At 37.9% G+C, this 16,798-nt stretch carries 13 protein-coding genes; 7 read left to right on the plus strand and 6 right to left on the minus strand.

Going from position 1 to position 16,798, the window contains the following annotated elements; all coding sequences use genetic code 11:
• Positions 1-269: 269 nt before the first annotated feature.
• On the plus strand, positions 270-3,875 hold the full coding sequence (locus QFX39_RS05865; RefSeq protein ID WP_300478210.1) for an SIR2 family protein: 3,606 nt from the start codon (positions 270-272) through the stop codon (positions 3,873-3,875).
• Here QFX39_RS05865 and QFX39_RS05870 read toward each other — a convergent pair.
• Positions 3,826-4,173 carry a hypothetical protein gene (locus QFX39_RS05870; protein WP_300478211.1) on the minus strand — a complete coding sequence of 116 codons (348 nt, stop codon included), beginning with the start codon at positions 4,171-4,173 and terminating at the stop codon, positions 3,826-3,828. The two genes, QFX39_RS05865 and QFX39_RS05870, sit on opposite strands and share 50 nt — an antisense overlap.
• A gap of 418 nt (positions 4,174-4,591) precedes the next feature.
• On the opposite strand from QFX39_RS05870, the gene QFX39_RS05875 reads away from it, so the two are divergent.
• The 3 genes from QFX39_RS05875 to QFX39_RS05885 all read left to right on the plus strand — a co-directional run bounded on the left by QFX39_RS05875 (position 4,592) and on the right by QFX39_RS05885 (position 6,266).
• Positions 4,592-5,176 carry a hypothetical protein gene (locus QFX39_RS05875; RefSeq protein WP_300478213.1) on the plus strand — a complete coding sequence of 195 codons (585 nt, stop codon included), beginning with the start codon at positions 4,592-4,594 and terminating at the stop codon, positions 5,174-5,176.
• A 110-nt stretch (positions 5,177-5,286) separates the two neighbouring features.
• Complete coding sequence (locus QFX39_RS05880) at positions 5,287-6,009, plus strand: metal-dependent hydrolase (protein ID WP_300478215.1); 723 nt, start codon at positions 5,287-5,289, stop codon at positions 6,007-6,009.
• 32 nt (positions 6,010-6,041) lie between these two features.
• Complete coding sequence (locus QFX39_RS05885) at positions 6,042-6,266, plus strand: hypothetical protein (RefSeq protein WP_300478216.1); 225 nt, start codon at positions 6,042-6,044, stop codon at positions 6,264-6,266.
• Positions 6,267-6,283: 17 nt separating this feature from the next.
• Here the strand turns inward: QFX39_RS05885 and QFX39_RS05890 are convergent, their stop codons facing one another.
• Positions 6,284-7,771 (minus strand): sensor histidine kinase, encoded by a 1,488-nt coding sequence (locus QFX39_RS05890; RefSeq protein ID WP_300478219.1) that lies wholly within the window; start codon positions 7,769-7,771, stop codon positions 6,284-6,286.
• Between the two features lie 16 nt (positions 7,772-7,787).
• Here QFX39_RS05890 and QFX39_RS05895 point away from each other — a divergent pair, with 16 nt between their 5' ends.
• Together QFX39_RS05895 and QFX39_RS05900 are read left to right on the plus strand one after the other, a co-directional pair.
• Positions 7,788-8,033 (plus strand): hypothetical protein, encoded by a 246-nt coding sequence (locus tag QFX39_RS05895; RefSeq protein WP_300478222.1) that lies wholly within the window; start codon positions 7,788-7,790, stop codon positions 8,031-8,033.
• Between the two features lie 245 nt (positions 8,034-8,278).
• Positions 8,279-9,778, plus strand: a complete 1,500-nt coding sequence (locus QFX39_RS05900) for a DUF11 domain-containing protein (protein ID WP_300478225.1) — start codon at positions 8,279-8,281, stop codon at positions 9,776-9,778.
• Positions 9,779-9,790: 12 nt separating this feature from the next.
• On the opposite strand, the gene QFX39_RS05905 is transcribed toward QFX39_RS05900, so the two are convergent.
• From QFX39_RS05905 to QFX39_RS05915, 3 genes are all read right to left on the minus strand, one after another.
• Positions 9,791-9,931 (minus strand): hypothetical protein, encoded by a 141-nt coding sequence (locus QFX39_RS05905; protein WP_300478228.1) that lies wholly within the window; start codon positions 9,929-9,931, stop codon positions 9,791-9,793.
• A 663-nt stretch (positions 9,932-10,594) separates the two neighbouring features.
• Positions 10,595-13,468: an N-6 DNA methylase gene (locus QFX39_RS05910; protein ID WP_300478230.1), complete on the minus strand. Its 2,874-nt coding sequence runs from the start codon at positions 13,466-13,468 to the stop codon at positions 10,595-10,597.
• Positions 13,469-13,850: 382 nt separating this feature from the next.
• Positions 13,851-14,420, minus strand: coding sequence for a hypothetical protein (locus QFX39_RS05915; RefSeq protein WP_300478232.1), 570 nt, complete (start codon positions 14,418-14,420; stop codon positions 13,851-13,853).
• A 637-nt stretch (positions 14,421-15,057) separates the two neighbouring features.
• Here QFX39_RS05915 and QFX39_RS05920 point away from each other — a divergent pair.
• On the plus strand, positions 15,058-15,534 hold the full coding sequence (locus QFX39_RS05920; RefSeq protein ID WP_300478234.1) for a hypothetical protein: 477 nt from the start codon (positions 15,058-15,060) through the stop codon (positions 15,532-15,534).
• A 401-nt stretch (positions 15,535-15,935) separates the two neighbouring features.
• On the opposite strand, the gene QFX39_RS05925 is transcribed toward QFX39_RS05920, so the two are convergent.
• A complete protein-coding gene (locus QFX39_RS05925; protein WP_300478236.1) occupies positions 15,936-16,631 on the minus strand; it encodes a DUF169 domain-containing protein in 696 nt (231 codons plus the stop codon).
• Positions 16,632-16,798: the final 167 nt, after the last annotated feature.

Consider the following 16,798-nt stretch of genomic DNA (forward strand, 5'->3'; position numbering starts at 1 on the left):
TTGATGAGTACCTTGCAGTTCTGTATCTGATGCCTGATGAGGCCAGGTACCTCTTCACTGAGGATGAACTCCTGGATGTTGACAGGGAGGGCTTCTCATTTGTTTCAATGCAAAAAGAGGTTATTGAAGAGTTATCGACATCTTGATTGATTATTAATTTTTTCTATTCATAGAAGATATCTATTGGATCATCGCATATTCCTCCTCTTAATTTTAGAAAATTTTATTTAGTTACAGAAAAGATGTTTATATATCTAAGAGGGGGTACAATGAAAGAAATAAAAAGTATTCCAGAGTTGCCTTTTTCTATAGTTGAAGCCCTTAACGAAAAGAAACTGGCATTATTTATAGGGGCGGGGGTATCCAGGATTATGGGTTGTTGTGGGTGGGAAGAAATTAGCAAGAAATTACTTGGTATTTGTAAAAGTACTGGAATTATATCGTTTAGAGAGTTCAAAAATCTTCAAGATAGATCCCCTAAGGAGTTAATTACGATTTGCAGGCATTTATTAGAATCAAATGGAAATGATGATAAGTTTTATGAATTAATAGCTTCTTGTCTAGAATTAGATAAAAATCTAGGATTTAATCTTTATAAGGAGCTAACCAGTTTATCAGGAAAATTTCAAGGCCCTATTATCACAACTAACATTGACAACCATTTTCATGAGTTTTTTGAGGATAAAAATATTTTTTATGATGTAGAAGGATCTGATGTAGAAAGACTTTTACAACATCTAGGGTCTCGATCGCTACTTTGTCATGTCCATGGTTGTCTTGAGAAAGATAAAAAAGGGATTGTGTTCACATTAAGAGAGTATATTCATCGTTACAATAATAAACATTTTAAAAAGGTTTTGGAACATATCTTTAATGAATATCGGGTTCTGTTCATAGGTTATGGGCTCGAAGAATTTGAGATATTGGATTTCATCATAACAAAATATGGCGATCAGATCAAACATGATTCAGAAGGTCGTTGCAAGCATTTCATACTAAAACCATACTTTCGTGGTGATGAGAGACTTCTAGAATATGATCAACATTATTATAGGGATCTTGGAATAGAAGTGATACCCTATGCGATTGATGAGAGAGGTTATAGTCAATTGCATGAGGTATTAGAAGAGTGGAATATCCAGATAAATAACAAATCTAGATATATTGTTGATTTTATCAACAAAATAGATGATACAATTGAAAATTACGATAAAGAGAAAGCCTTGGAAGTATTTCAAACGATTAAGACGGATTCTTCTTTAAAAAAAATTTTTTTAGAGAAGCTGCAATTAAATCCTGTTCCATGGTTCTCTCTTTTGCATGAAAGAAAATTTTTCAGTTTTGAAGGAAAATCTATGAGATATATAAGGCTCACGTTAGGTTATCTAAAAAGTTTGGCCCTAAAAATGAAAAATGAAAATTTAATGAGTAACAGCAATGAATTTGAAGATTTTAAAAACGTTTTAGATAATATAATCAAGTTTGATGAAACTCATGGGGGACTTTCTAAAGATACTACTTGCCAATTCTTATTGGTTGGGATCATTCTCAGTCTTCCAGCCGAAGAAATCAGTGAAAAACATGTTAAACTTATTAAAGCAATTTTTAAAGAAAAAGGCTCTGAAGTGGTTTTCAGCAAAGAAATTGTTGATGAATTAACAAGATCAATAGAAGAAAAAGAGAAAAAAGGTTTAAATAATTGGATTTCGGTCGTATATGGTTTCAAAATCGAAGAATATAAAAAGAAATTCATTAATTTTACAGAATACACTGTTAAACCATTAGTAGATGTGGAATATCTTAAAAAAATTAGAAAGGGATATAGGAACTCATTATTTAAATTATACTGTCCTGAGCTTATATTTGAATTAAAAGTAATTATGGATAGAATCATAGATTCAGTTGACAATCAGTTCAATTTTGGTCAGATCTCAACAATTGAAGATCATCCGCAGGGTAAATACAACGATGAGTATCTATCTGAATTAGTTTACCTTATTAGAGACGCCATGATTTTCGAAGTAAGTGAAAATAAAAACTTTGAAATTGTTGAGTCATTCCTTAAGGAGAAACATAGTATATTTAAAAGAATAGGGTTACATATTATCGATAAATTTTATGATGATCTAAAAAAACTTTTCTGGAGCTTAGATGAAAATCCTCTTGATGATTTTTCTCTTTATCACGAAGTCTATGAACTTTTAAAAAATAATTCCTCCAAATTTTCTAAAGAAGAACTTGATAAAGTGATAGACTGGATTGAAACATGTTATTTCGATCCCGAAATTACTGAAGAGGACATTGCCTACTCAAAGAAAAAGTGGCTTTATGCATTAGATACAAAAAACGAAAGAATAAATGAATTGTATGAAAAATACGATTCAATCGCCCCAGGTAAAATCGAACATCCCGGATTTCTTATCTGGATCGGTGGTCTTAAGGGCCCTGACGGCCCAATTCCTCTTTCTACTTTCTTAACTAAATCAAATAAAGAATTAGTTGAATTACTGAATAATTTTTCTACAAACTCAAAATTTGATCAATTCGTCGTTGAGAGTGTCTTTATAAAAGCAGTATCAGATAATCCTCAAAAATTTATAAAAGAAATAAACCCCTTTTTTGAACTTCAAGAGCCTTTTTTATCAGATTTTTTTCAGGGTTTAGTCAAAGCCAGTGAATTAGAAAAGAGATTTAATTGGAATAGTCTTCTTCGATTTATAGGTAACCTGTTGAAGCGTCGAGGTTTCGTAGAAGATCATGTTGCATCCTCAATTGCTGATATCCTCTTGGAATATATTAAAAAAGACTTGGAAGATTTGGAAAATGTTAAAGAGCTCTTTAATCTTTTATTGAATATGCTTCCATATAAAACTAGATCTAAAAAGCTTGTTAGGGATATAGATATAATAGGTTCGCCTCTATATAAGGTATTTTCTGGTTTGATAAATTATTCTCTGAAAGAATATAAAAGGAGTTCTCGCTGGGACCCTGAGGTTAAGGATATCATAGAGGATAATTTGGAAAATCATGGCCTTGAGATTTATTATGCAGTAGGAACCTACCTTCCACAATTGTATTTGATTGACGATGTTTGGACTACTAAAAACCTTAATAGGATTTTCCCCAAGGATAATGAAGAAAACTGGAAAGCTAGTTTTTCAGCTTATTTAAAATATCCGTCTCATGTCCCACCCTCTCTTTTAAAACTAATACTGAGTAATGGGCATTATAAACAGGCTTTGGAAACCAAGTTTGAAGAAGAAGGCATTTTTAGCCTCATCGTTCGCGATATTGCTTTAAGTTTCTACGAGAATTTTGATGAATCTGTAGAACTTATTCTTTGCTTAATTCAAAAGAGGGATCCAAAACAATTACGTTATTTTATAAGATCTTTCAAGTGGTTTGCTAAAGAATACAAGAATAAAGATTTTGTTAAAATCAAAGAACTATGGGGTCAATTGTATTCATGTCTGCTCGAAAAAGAAAATGAAGAAATTTTTCAAGAATTGTTTTCTGAGCTTGCGTCCTGGTTATCTATTTTTGATTCAATCGATAATCAAATCTTTGAATGGCTTAAGAAGTCCGTTAAATATCTAACAGAAGCTGATTCTTATATTTTTATTGAGGAGCTTAGTAAACATGCTGAGAAGAATCCAAGAGAAGTTGCAGAACTCCACATCTGCATGTTAAAGGAGGGAAAATATGTGGAAATTGCTCAGGATCATATAAGAAAAATAGTCGACACTCTTTATGAAAAAGGTGGTGATTATAAGGGTTATGCTAATACTATTTGCAACATGTATCTATCAGAGGGCTTTGAATTTCTTAAAGACACCTTTGAAAAGAATAACCCTTCAAACTTTCTTGATTTCTAAGTGTTTTTCCTATATATTTCGATTTTGTTTTTCCGTTTTCCTTCCAGTAGGCGTACCAGTAGGGGCCGTGTGGACATTTCTTGCAGCCCTTTTTCCCGCACCTCACCTTTTCAAGCCTGTAGGTTACTGAGGCCACGACCTCCCTGCTCTTACCTGAGGACCCGTCTCCAGCCTCAGAGTTCTGGCTTTCCAGGGCCCTGATTCTTGCATCTATGTAGTCTTTCATCTCCTGCAGGGTTTCAACGTCTTTCTGTCTGTCTACTATCGCGGTGAATGTCTTTATCATCACCATCACCATACTTTCTTATGTAACTTTTTACATATAAATCTTGTTCATGGTTACATAAGAATCGGGGGCTGACCAGGACCTCCATCTCATCAGGATATTATCAAAATAGTCAGATCCTAATTTTAGGTTAGATGTAAAAAATTATTATTATATTAGTATCCGCCCTGAATTGACATCAGGTAGAAGGATAGTGAGAATATCCTTTTTACCTGTAGATGGAATTTTACCTGTAGTCTTCTCAATAGGTCAAAATGCACCACTGGATTATTAGGAACCTGTTTTTTAAGGCTTTTTTAGTGTGGGGGTGTTGCTGTGTGTCAGAGCCATCACCACCATTAAACACCCCTCATAAATAATAATTTTAATGACATTGCTCATAAAATATTAATACTTGATTAGTTAATAGTATCATTACAGGAGGTGGAACATGGTTGAAAACAAGATTCTGGATGCATTGAATGGTGGTGAAAGTGTTGCAGTGCACCATAAGGATGTCGAGGAATATCTTGACCTGGAAACATGCCATGAGAAGATATACCTCAGGAATATCAATCCCGCGAAGGAGGTTGCAGCGGAGATACTATCGGAGCTCTCCACGGCATCGAGGAACACCATATACAAGAAATACACAACCAATGAGATTGTTAAGGAGATAAAAAAGAAGGCAAAGAACGGGGATGTGCTCATAGTTTTCAATGACCTGCAGCAGATGTCAAATAGCACCGTCAGGATCTTCCTGGATATCCTGGAAAATCTGCAGATCTTCTGCAGCATCAGGGGCGGGACGAAGAATCACCACAAGAGGCTCCTGAAGAAACTGGTTGTTATCAGGGACCCTGAGGATGAGATGGTGGATATAACTCTCGCCGTTATTGCCCTGATATCCATACTTGCAGCGATTGCCTACTTCAAGATCTCAATGACTTTTACAGGACATCAGGCCTATGTGATCCTTGGATCGCTCTGGTTTGCGTTGTTAATTGGCAGGACGATGCTCTGGATAAAAGACTGAGGAGGACATCCATTGAATGATTTTGCATATCTCCTTTTACTGGGCCCTGCGGTCATCTTCTGTCTGTTTTGTGGATGGTACTTCCTCTGGCTCTACATGGCAGGGATAACGTGAGATGGCATACGCACGCCATATTCGCCGTGGTTCTCGGCGCTATAATTGGCTACATAGTTGGATCAGACCTCACGCCACGCTTCTTTGTTATGGTAATCGTATCAAGTATACTCCCTGATATTGCAGAAAGGGCGTTTTATGAGACTCACAAGAGGCAGCTGCACAACATTTTCCTCCTAATCCCCTGCGCCATCATCTACTTCTTCTATGATATTACAGTTGGGGCGGCCCTCACAGCGGGTATAATGTCCCATATCCTCCTTGACTGTCTGACACCTGTGGGCTGTCCCCTTCTGATGCCCTTTAGCAGGATAAGGTTCAGTGTCAGGTGGAGGTACAATGATGCCAGGGCAAGGGAGAAGAGGATCCTTGCAGCTGGAGTACTCTTTGCTCTCCTCGCGGTTCTGGTAATTGCAGCGCAGGGCACATCAATCTCAGCCATCTCTGCATGGGCAGGCAGGGAAGGCGCCTATGTGAATTCAACGTACCCTGGTTTTCATGTGAGTATCAGTAACCCCCAGAAGGACATGTGGTTCCATTCTTTTCCCAACGGCAGCGTCTTTATCGACGTGATTGATCCAGTGAATCCATCACGAGGTCATTACAAAGCGAGGCTGGTGAGACCTGCAGCACTGGTGAGGTCTGGAAACAGGCCATTGAATAACGCATCAAACAATACGACTCAGTCTGCAGGTACAGGAGAAAACGGGACGGGGTGATAGTTCTGACAGGATCTGATATTGATGATTTGGTGAAATTCATATCCAAGCTTGAATATGATCACGGAAAGAAGATATTCCTCCAGAGGGTCTACCTGGACCTCCATACTGCCTGCAAGCTTCATATTCTGAGCTTCCTTGAGGGGAGGTCCAGGAGTGATATCTCAAGGATGGCCATCAGGAGGATAATCGAGGAGTATGAGGATGAAAAGGGTAACCTGATTAACAGGGCAAAAAGGGAGTTGATGTGGATATAAACAATTTATATTGTATTTCATCTTCTTTTTTTGTATTCCAGTTCCCTGAAGGGTATTATGACCTCGGTACCCCTATCCTCTTTTGTGAGTATCCTTAATTCACCTTCTAATTGCTGTGCAAGGCTCTTTACAAGGCTGAGACCTGTCCCTTCTTCCTTATCTGTGAGTCCTACTCCATCATCTGCCACTCTTAAGTGGTATTCTGAATCCTTTTCCTTTACTTCAATGTGAACACTTCCCTTGTTTTCTGGAAATGCGTGTTTGATGGAGTTTGTTACGAGTTCGTTTATTATGAGGCAGAGGGGCATGGCCGTTTCCATGTTGAGTTTCAGGTCTGTGTTGATATGGAAATTTATGTTGTGTGCGTTGAACAGTGACCTCAGGTGTTCTGTTAGTCTAGATACGCATGACCTCATGTTGACCATGGTATAGGTTTCAGTGCTGTAAATGGACTCCTGGATTATGGCCATGGCCTTTACTCTTGTGAGGATTGCCAGCAGGGCTTCCCTTGCCTTTTCATCTGCATCATGTAACTGTATGTTTATGAGGCTCGTTATTATCTGGAGGTTGTTCTTGACGCGGTGATGGAGTTCCCTGAGAATGGCCTCTTTTTCGTTTATGTTTGCCCTGAGGTCCTCCTGTATTTCTATGAGTCTTGTGACGTCCATTAGTGAGATGATGCCTCCCTCGTCGAGGGGTATGGCCCATCCTGTGAAGTATCTCTCATCTATTTTGAATGTGTGGATTGGCTGTGGGAGGTTTTTGTTTTTCAGGTTTTCCTTCCAGAGTTTCTTTAGGTCCACTTTGAGGTTTTTCATTGCAGTGTTTCTGTGCAGGGGTTCGCCATTTTTGTCAAGGACTGCGATTGCTTCTTCAAGGTTTTCCACGACTTTCCTGAAGAATTTCCAGGTCCTCTCCATCCTCTTCTGGTTTTTTATTCTTTCTGCATCTACTCTGTTGAGTCTGTAGGCTGTGAAGGTTATTATTATGATTATGAGTGCAAGGTTCAGTGCTGCGATGAAAACTTCTGCGGAGAATGGGAGGTATTTCTTGCTGCTGATTATTATGAATGATGTGATGGTTACGGCGCCTATGATGATTGGGATGAGCATTCTTCCTGTGTAACCTCCTATGTTGTGGGAGTATATGGGTTCGACGACCCCCCTTGATGGGTGGGTGCTGAGGAGTCCTACTGCCACGAATACCATCATTGCAGAGGATGTTATGCATACTCTGAACTGTGGTAAGGTCTCTGATATGCCTGTGATGCTTGAGAGGAATGATGCATATGCCACTGTGCCTGCAGTGTAGCTGATGATCTGGGCCGCGGAATAGTATCTTAGGGTGAACAGGATTACGGCTATTGCGTAGGCTGTGATTATTGTTGAGGTGATGGTGCAGGTTGCTGGAAGGTGGAGGTTGAGGAGTCCCTGCATGCATTTACAGTTTCCACTCATCTGTAGGAGTATCAGGAGAACTGCGAGGATTAGAGGTGTTATCTTCATTGAGGTCCTCACTGTGATGATTGAGATGGCCAGCAAGATGAAACTCGTGAATATCACAGGATTTGTATCCAGAAAAGGTCTTATTTCAAACAGACTTGATGGTCCTTTTAACCATAAAATCAATGAAAACATTGATAGTATCAGGACAAAAATGCTCAGTGAGAGCGTTAGTTTCCCATCAAGAGCTTTTAAGTTTATATCTTTTAGCGGCATTTTAATCACCATTTCACTTATAAACCCTGATTTCATAAATATTTTTTGAAATAATCTCTAAATGGAAGATTTAAAAGTATTAAAATGGTATTTTCATGTTTTAGATTATAATACCTGAAAATTCTTGATATTAGATTTATTGGAGGCCAATGCTCGATTTTTAATATTCTTATGTAACTTATGAATCTGTTAATCTGCATGGTTACATAAGACACTCGTTTGTACCCAAAGGCATGCTTTAAAGCCTCCTGCAGTTATCTACTGTGAATAAATCTCCAGGAGGTGGAAAATAGCATGCGTAATGGAACACTTCTGCTTGCAGCACTCCTCGCGGTCTTTATACTTGCAGGTTCATCGGCTGCAGCAGATGTGGGTGTTGAACTCGATAAAAACAATACGAAGCCAGTGTATAACTCGACCCTTAGGGTTAAGGTCATAGCGAAGGCAGGCAATCAGAACGTGCAGAATGCCGTTGCAACTGTCAGAGTTCCTGAGGGCCTGGTCCTCCAGGACTACTATACAGGCCAGGGATACTATGACCTCGAGACAGGTACCTGGGAGATCGGGGACATACCTGCCTATGAGGAGAGGTCCCTGACACTTGTGTGCCTCCTCAACACGACAGGAAACGTTACGGTGACTGCCAATGTGACTGCGGACGGTGATGAGAACCCCTCCAACAACGATGCCCAGCTGAAGTTCAGGGTCAGGGGGATCGCGGACCTTGAACTCAATGTGACCAGCAGTAAGCAGAGTGCCAGGCTTGGTGATACGGTCACATTCAATGTGAAACTCAAGAACAGGGGCCCTCATGCCGCGAATAACATCAATGTTGCCAACTTCTTCTCAGGCGGCCTTGTGATTCAGAGTTACAGTTACACTACAGGTTACTTTGATGATGTGGCGAGGGAGTGGATCCTTGAGACCCTTGATGCTGGTGAGGAGGCCACTCTCACAGTTGTGTGCCTGGTTAACAGGACAGGTGATCTCTCTGACTATGTTTCAGTGCGTGAGGTGGATGAGGGTGATGTGAATGTTTACAATAACATGGCCCGTGCCTCAGTCGCTGTTAAGGGAACTGACCTGGACCTTGACCTTTCTGTGAGTAAAGCAAGGGCCTATCAGGGTGACGTGGTCAACGTGGTCTGCCGTGTCAGGAACAATGGTCCTGAGGTCGCCCAGAATTCCAGGGTCAACCTGCAGCTACCTAGTAACCTGCAGGTCCAGAATGTGCAGGTGGACAGGGGCACCTACAGTAACGGTGTATGGGTCATTGGTGACCTTGCAGACAGTGAAACAGCACTCCTCAATATAACAGCCAGGGTGGCCTCAGCGGGTAACTTCACAGTGAACGCCTCTGCGGTCTCACCTGCAATAGACGACAGCAACCCCGTGAACAACGATGATACAGCGCTGATATCTGCAGCGATACCAAAGAAGGCCCTCAAGGTGAGGATAAAGAACAACTCTGCGGTGACCATCAGGGTGCTCTTATATGTGAACATCAATGACCACGGCAAAATCACCAGGAAGACCTATAACTTCTACCTGAAGAAGGGCCTCAGCAGGGACCTCAGCCTTGGATACTTCCAGCTCGGCACCACTGCACTATTCAAGCAGTACACCTACAACACCAATTACAGGTCAAGGACGATATCCTATGAGAACACCTACAACACCACAGATATTAAAACAAGCAGAGTCAGTGTTTCAGGAGTTAAGGGAAGACAGAAATCGCCTGTTGTCAGAATAAGCACTCTTTACTTTGATGAAAACGGATCTACAATCACTTAATTTTCTTCTTTTTTATATTTGAGGGGATTTTGTGGGTTCAATAATGTATGTTGCATTTAATGTTTCTATGATGTGTTTTGCAACGTCTTCAGATCCTTCACCGTATACTAGAAGGAAGACGGTATGTTTTTTGGAAAATGTAGGCTCCTCCATGATCAACTTTATATTTATAGCAGGTTACTCCTCCAATTTTTTCTTCACCAATATACTCTGCGCTCTGTTCATACCCTGATTTGAAAGTTTCTAGATCCTCAAGGGTGGGATTGATGAAGATTCTACATATACCTCTAAATATATTATATGTATATAATTCAAAGTTAGGAAGGGGGTTATGCATATTAATGGAAAAATTGTAGTTGTTGGAGTGTCTCTTATATTGTTATATTTTGCCATTGGAATTATTTTTCCAACAAAAACTTATCATGATTCAAAGTTTGGTGTTTCATTTGATATACCTCGGATTGGGAGATAGAGGATGACTGGGTCCGTACGCCTGATGGTAGGATGGCCTTTTCATATGAATCTGGACTTATTTCCTCTGAACCTGGCACTTTATTCCCTGCGACTTTGGATCAGGAACTGCAAGAGACACAACAGGTTCAGGCTGAGCTTGGAGAACCTGTATTGAATTATGGATATACGAGTATAGATGGTAATCCTGCTGTATACACTGTAACAAGCACGAGTTATCGCTATTATACGATAAAGAACGGTAAAGGTTATTATTTTATTTTGACTTTAATAGGAATGTGAATGATGAGGAGATAAAAAAGGTAGTTGAATCAATAAGGTTATAAAATAACGTTTTTGCGCTGTTCAATTAGTCTTGAGTTCCTTTGCAATGCGTTCGTAAATTTTAGGTAGTATTCTATTTAGTAATTCTCTATTTAAGCCCAATATTCCCAAGAATTCTGTGTCTAGTTTTACCCTCCCTTCGTATTCTTTTTCAAACTGTTCTATTAGTGATGGAAATTCATACTCTTTCAGTTCATTGTATAAGTTAAGTAGGCGTTTTTTTTGGTTTTTGGTTAACAGTGCAGTGTCAATAATATCAAAGAGTATGAGATCTGATTCCATTATATCTGTGTAGGCTTGTGTGGTTTGTTCTCTTAATAGGACTAGATTAATAATCCCAAGAATAGAGTTCAAGCAAAGAGTGTTTATTTTTGCTTCAGTTCCTTCTAATAGTATGTACTTAAATGTATGTGGCGCTACAAACTTTTTATCTGAATAGAATGCAAATAATGATGTGTTTCTTGAGTTTGGCCTGAATCTTCGTGCTGTAACCATGTTCGTACATTTGTTTTTCATTTTATTTCTGATAATTTTGTAGCTAAATCTCTCCTTATTTTCAAACCTAGAAAGTTTTAAAATTATTTTCCACCCTTTAAACTCTTTTGTAATTATGTAATCCATTGTATCTGTAATGTCAAATCGATTCATGTCTGTTAATGTCCTTAATGCAGGTTTTAAATGTTCTTTTTTTATTTTAAATAATTTTTCAGGACAATCTTTTATGTAGAATTCCACCAAGTTTTCTTTTTCTTTTTTTAACACCAAAAATGAACGCCTTAACCTATTTTTTCCAAAACTGTTGGTTATGAATGACATTTCAGATATTCCTCTTGGCGATGCATGGAACCCCTCTTTAATTTCATTACTCTTTAATTTCCTTAGTAATTGCCCCATTTCTCTGGTAATCAAAGACTGGAATTCTCCTAAAATTTTCCCAGATTCTGTGTTTGAAAGCCCAAATAATGGCATGAGATTATTAGAATTCTCATTAATGAGTTTATAGTCATAATCGATCATATCTAAATTTCTTCCTGCTGTAAACGATTCTCCTTTTATATACTTCACAATATTTTTTGCATCTTGAAAAGTTAGATTATGTAAATCTTCATTTAAAATTACAAAGCGGATTTTATCACGTTCGGATGGTTTTTCCTTCTTTGCTATTAATAAAACATCCCTAAATTGGGCCTTTTCTGAAAAAGAAGTATTTATTCCTGCTTTGATTATATATTTGATTTTGTAATTCTTAATGAAATATTTCCTTATTTTCTCTGTTGCTTGGCCTCTAAAAATATTTATGGGTATCACAAATCCAATGTGACCTCCAGGTTTCACGAGGTATTCACAAAGTGCTAAGAAGTAACCCCAGAGGTTGACCTGTGAACCGCAAATTTTCGTTAAATTGGTGTATGATTCTAGGACTTTTAGATAAGACTCTGGCATTTTTTCTCTATCTGAAAATGGAGGATTTGCTATACACACATCAAAAGATTCCTTAACTATTTCAAATTGTGAGTCTTTCCCGTCTGCTGTTATTGCCCCTTTATTATGGGAGGAAGTGTATGAATATAAGCTTTTCTCGTGGGTGAAGGAATGGAAAGTTGTTTGCAGCTCTCTTGTAAAACTTGAAAGACGATAAACCTTACATTTATTGAGTTTTTTTGAGAGACTGAGTGAATCCACAACTCCTACTTTTAATCTTTCCGTTGTAGTCTTAATAGACTGAGAGGACAGGTTAACAGCCGTAAGGTGGGTTGCAAATGGCATTAAGTCTAGACCAGTTATATCTTCTTCAACAAATTTTTTATGAACTTCTTGAGGATCACCAATCCTTTTTTTGCTTTTTTTAACTTGATACGCTGATACTAGTAATGTTCCTGACCCACAAGCAGGGTCTATTACAGTATCATCCCATTTTTGAATTGTTAATCCTGCCAGTATATCTGCTGCAATGGGATTAGTGTAAAATGCTGCTAATATTTTCCTTGTGTCATGTGGTAGCAAGTCATGGAATAATCTTCCCATTAAGTCATGTTTGATTTTTTCGGGCCTTGCTAATCTGAGTATTTGGATGATTTTGTTGAGTGATTCTTTGATCTCATCATTTTCAGGTAGAAGTGATAAAAGATCTATCTGGTAGATGACCTTGAAGTTTATGTCAGTTATAATGTCGAAGTATGCTATTAATTCCGATATTGAATTTATACTCTTAAGTTCTGGAACTCTCTCCGACTTCTTTGAGTATATATGGTAGAAAAGTATTTGGTTAGTTATTATATAACTGATTAAATCAAGAGCCACATCTTTAAGTTCATTCTTTTCTTTCAGTTCTGATAGTGCTAGAAACAAATCAAATTGCCCGGTGATGAGATCTACTAATTTTTCAAGTTCATTTGATGATATGTTCCTTAATGTTTTGTTTATTTCTTCTATGGACTCTGAAATTACTTTGATGACACTATTAAGCGAAATTTCTGAGGACGCTTTGGATTCAATTTTTGAAGCCAATTTATCAAATAGCTGAAAGACAGAAGTTTCGCAAATTTCATTTAGATAATCCGTGAAAACAGCGACCTTTACATTTGTATTTAAAGCTGTTTCGTCGAGTTTTTGAGGGTTGCAAGATCGTATATCTGGAGGATAATTGATAACTATTATGTTATTTGTTTTGTAAATCTGGGAGTATCTCATGGCTTGAGATATTCCCTCCAACAACTTTTTGTAAGGATCCCCAACCTTTACTTCAATTATAAAATCTTCACCATTTTTCTTAGACAGTATGTCAACCTGTTTACGAGAGGATTTTAGCTCTGTTATTGACATGAAGCCTTTTTGTTCAAGATGTTCTTTTAATGTTGGATAAAGACTTCTTTCAGTAATTTTACTCTCAATCAAGAGTTAAACCCCCTCTTTTTCGCAAATGTCTAAGATAATATGTGGCTATGTATGTATTAAATTTCTCTATAATTTTTCAGTTTATATATCTCTTTGATGTGCCAACAAGATATCATTCCTTATAGATTCATTCTGTAAGGTTGATGCTTAAACTTCAGAGGAGCTATATCCTCTTGCAATTAGGATACATATAGATCCATACCCACGGAATTCTCCTGGAAACTCCATGATGAACGCTAAAAATTCTAAATTTTCCTCAATAGTACAATCAAGTGTATTCTGACAATATGGATTGTAGGTAGGATTTGCCCACGAACACATTCTAGCATGTGCCATATCAAACAAAATTAAAAAGCAAAAATGAAAAAAATCGATGTTAGAATTATTGCAATAACGCGGCAAGAGCTGGAACGTCCTCTGCAAGAATCATGATGTCATTTACATCAAGCTCAGAAAATAACATCTCGGTAAATAGCTCCTTAAACTCTTCAATTGCTAAAAAGTCTTCTAATCTATTAGAAGTGAGTTGTCCATAAAGAGTAATCAGTTGATCAACCTGGGCTGTTGCAATAAGTAAATTGCCTTCCTCTAAATTATTTAAGGTATTCTTAAGGTATAACAGATTATGAAGGTCACAAGTAAGACCTGAAGCGACATAACTTTGAGTTAATTCAAGATTTTCATTAACAGAGGATGTCAATTCATCAATAGAGGAAAAAATTAAATCTTTAACCATTAAAAATGCAGGAGTGTATATTAATTTAGGTTCGGGGCGTTTTGAAGGTGGTAAAATTCTTAAAATGTTATCTACGAGTTCATGAAACATGTTGAATTTGTTTTCATTATCTTCTATTAGTAGAGCCTGATAGCCCTGGAATAACAAGTTTATTAGGACGTCCTTGACTTCTTCTGAAGACATTTCTTTGTACTTATTTATTTCATTTTTATCCATTTTATAAACTCCTTGAACTTATTATTATTTGATTTCTAAAACTTTTACTAAAATACTATGTCTACTAAGAAATGGAGGGCCTGTATTAAGTAATTTATCTTTTCTTCTGCTGATGGTTCAATGGGTTCTCAAAAAATCTAACAAGGTGTCTCTATCCTTTCATTGGCTAGACTAATCTTATGTAATTAAATGTGAGATTAGGCCTTAATAGTTACATAGGAAACTGTGAAAGACGTGACGTCTCTCCACATATCAAAAATTTTAAATAAAATTTCCTCAAATAGTACTATTCAAGTGTTTATTCTGACCATGTGGATTCGTAACGTCACTATTACGAAGTTATGATCTGATTAGATACCTTGTCTTAAAGATCCTCCTAAGTTAAGGAATTGCACAAGTATTATATAATAGAACAGATATAGATTTCGAAAAATTGTTGAGGAAGTATGCTGGTGATTTGAATTTAGTAAAACACTGTTTAGTCTTTACCTGACGAGTTGAGGCTTGAAGAGGAAGTTCCTAAGGAGCAATAAAAGACTATTTCAGAGGTGATAGTTGATAATCCTTCTGAGCTGTATAGAAAAATAGTTTGATGACATAAACTTTTATGTAATGAAATTTATAGTACGGTGACAAAATGTTAATAGTGGATGAAGAAAAGATGAAAAGAGTATTAGAAGAACCTGAAGAATTTATTGAAATTGTTGAAGAAGTATATAAACATATTCCTGACTCTGATTCTAGAGGCTATTTTGAGAATTGCTATAAAGAAATAGATCGTGATTATATTCCATACGTAGAGTCATTGAGTACTTGCTTTGATCCGCTCTTTAAACCAGACGACCTTTCATTTGAACCTCCACTCGACATGTACCTTGAAGGACTTTTAAGTGAAGTTACTAGTGACTGTTACGATCATTTAAATCTGTGTGGTGATAAGCCATCAGCAGAAATACATGAATTTTTAAAACTTTATAATTATCTTTTAGCATGGTTAGAAAACAGAGAAAATGAAGATATACCAAAAGAAACTACTTATTACCCCCAACTTAAATTAGCAACATTAAACAAGCATCCATATACAATGGGATATGCTGATTTTGATTATTTATAATCTGCTTGTTCTCACAACTTTCCTTTATTTTATACTATGATGAGTTCAAACTTATTATCTCTCAAAATCTTCATTACAAAATCAATGCAGCTTTTAAGGTCACCATCATCCACAAGCTTCTCAATACATCCATGCGGACAGGTTAATAAAAGCCTCCCCTCATCCTCAAATTCGATGATACATTAGGGGTACTTCACATTCGTCCAGCTCCCATTCCCACTCCACTCTGGGGTTGTGTATATGAGGATCCAGTTCGGATTCAGTTTTTCTTGGCATCTTTAAGATCTGTGGCCACATCCACACTGAAGCCATGGCGCCTCAGTTTTTCCTAAGTCAGTAGCACCATCGCCATCCTTCACGAGAAGAATCCTGAACATTCACCTCAGCCCTTGAGCAGTAATTTATTTTTCATTATCACCCCTGAATAGCTTCTTGGTCCTCATCTCCTCAAGGTTCGAGACGATACGCTGCAGGTCACCTGCGGGGATGCTCACCATGACATCATCATCCCCCAGGCCCATGTACCTCCTTGAGCCCACATCCCCGAATCCATAGGTCACCTTACCTGTGAGGTAGGGGACTGCTGCCATTGAGCTGCATATGGGTCCTGAGTCGGCCCCGAGGCCATGTGAACCTGAGTCATAGGCGTTGGCATGGAGGACCTCCATTGCCTGCCTGGCATTGCAGAGGATGAATATGACGTCTGGCTCGTATTCAGCAAGTTTAAGGGGGGCGAATATAATGGCCCTGAAGATACCCGCTTCAATGTTCATGTTACCCCTCCATGAGCGCTGCACCGCCGGTATGTTCCGGTAGACCCCCATGGGTACAAGGAAGGCGCCGCTTTGCATGTTCGCAGGGAACTCGGATGGATCCCTCAGGCCAGTGTACCTCGCACCCCCCATGCACTCCTCATCATCACTGGTCGCATAGAAGACCTCCCCATTCATTGCCTTCACGAGTTTTTCACAGAACCTTGATTTACCATTCTCCCTTTCAATGTCTGCTGGCTCCCTGACGGACCATTTTATGGCCACAGGTTCATTTTTGAGTTTTAAGAGTTCCTTCAGTTTCCTCCCCAGTTCCTTAGTATCCAATAGAACACCCCATTTATTCACATGTTCTTAATTTTTGTTTGAAACTCTTTTAATCATTACCCAACTCAAACTAATATTTATTCTGAATATTTGTTAATTCCTTTTAAACTACTGAAAGCGTCGAAATCATCACATCAAGATGAGTTCCACGATAAAGTTTATAATTT

This window comes from Methanothermobacter sp. (assembly GCF_030055425.1).
Lineage (GTDB): Archaea > Methanobacteriota > Methanobacteria > Methanobacteriales > Methanothermobacteraceae > Methanothermobacter.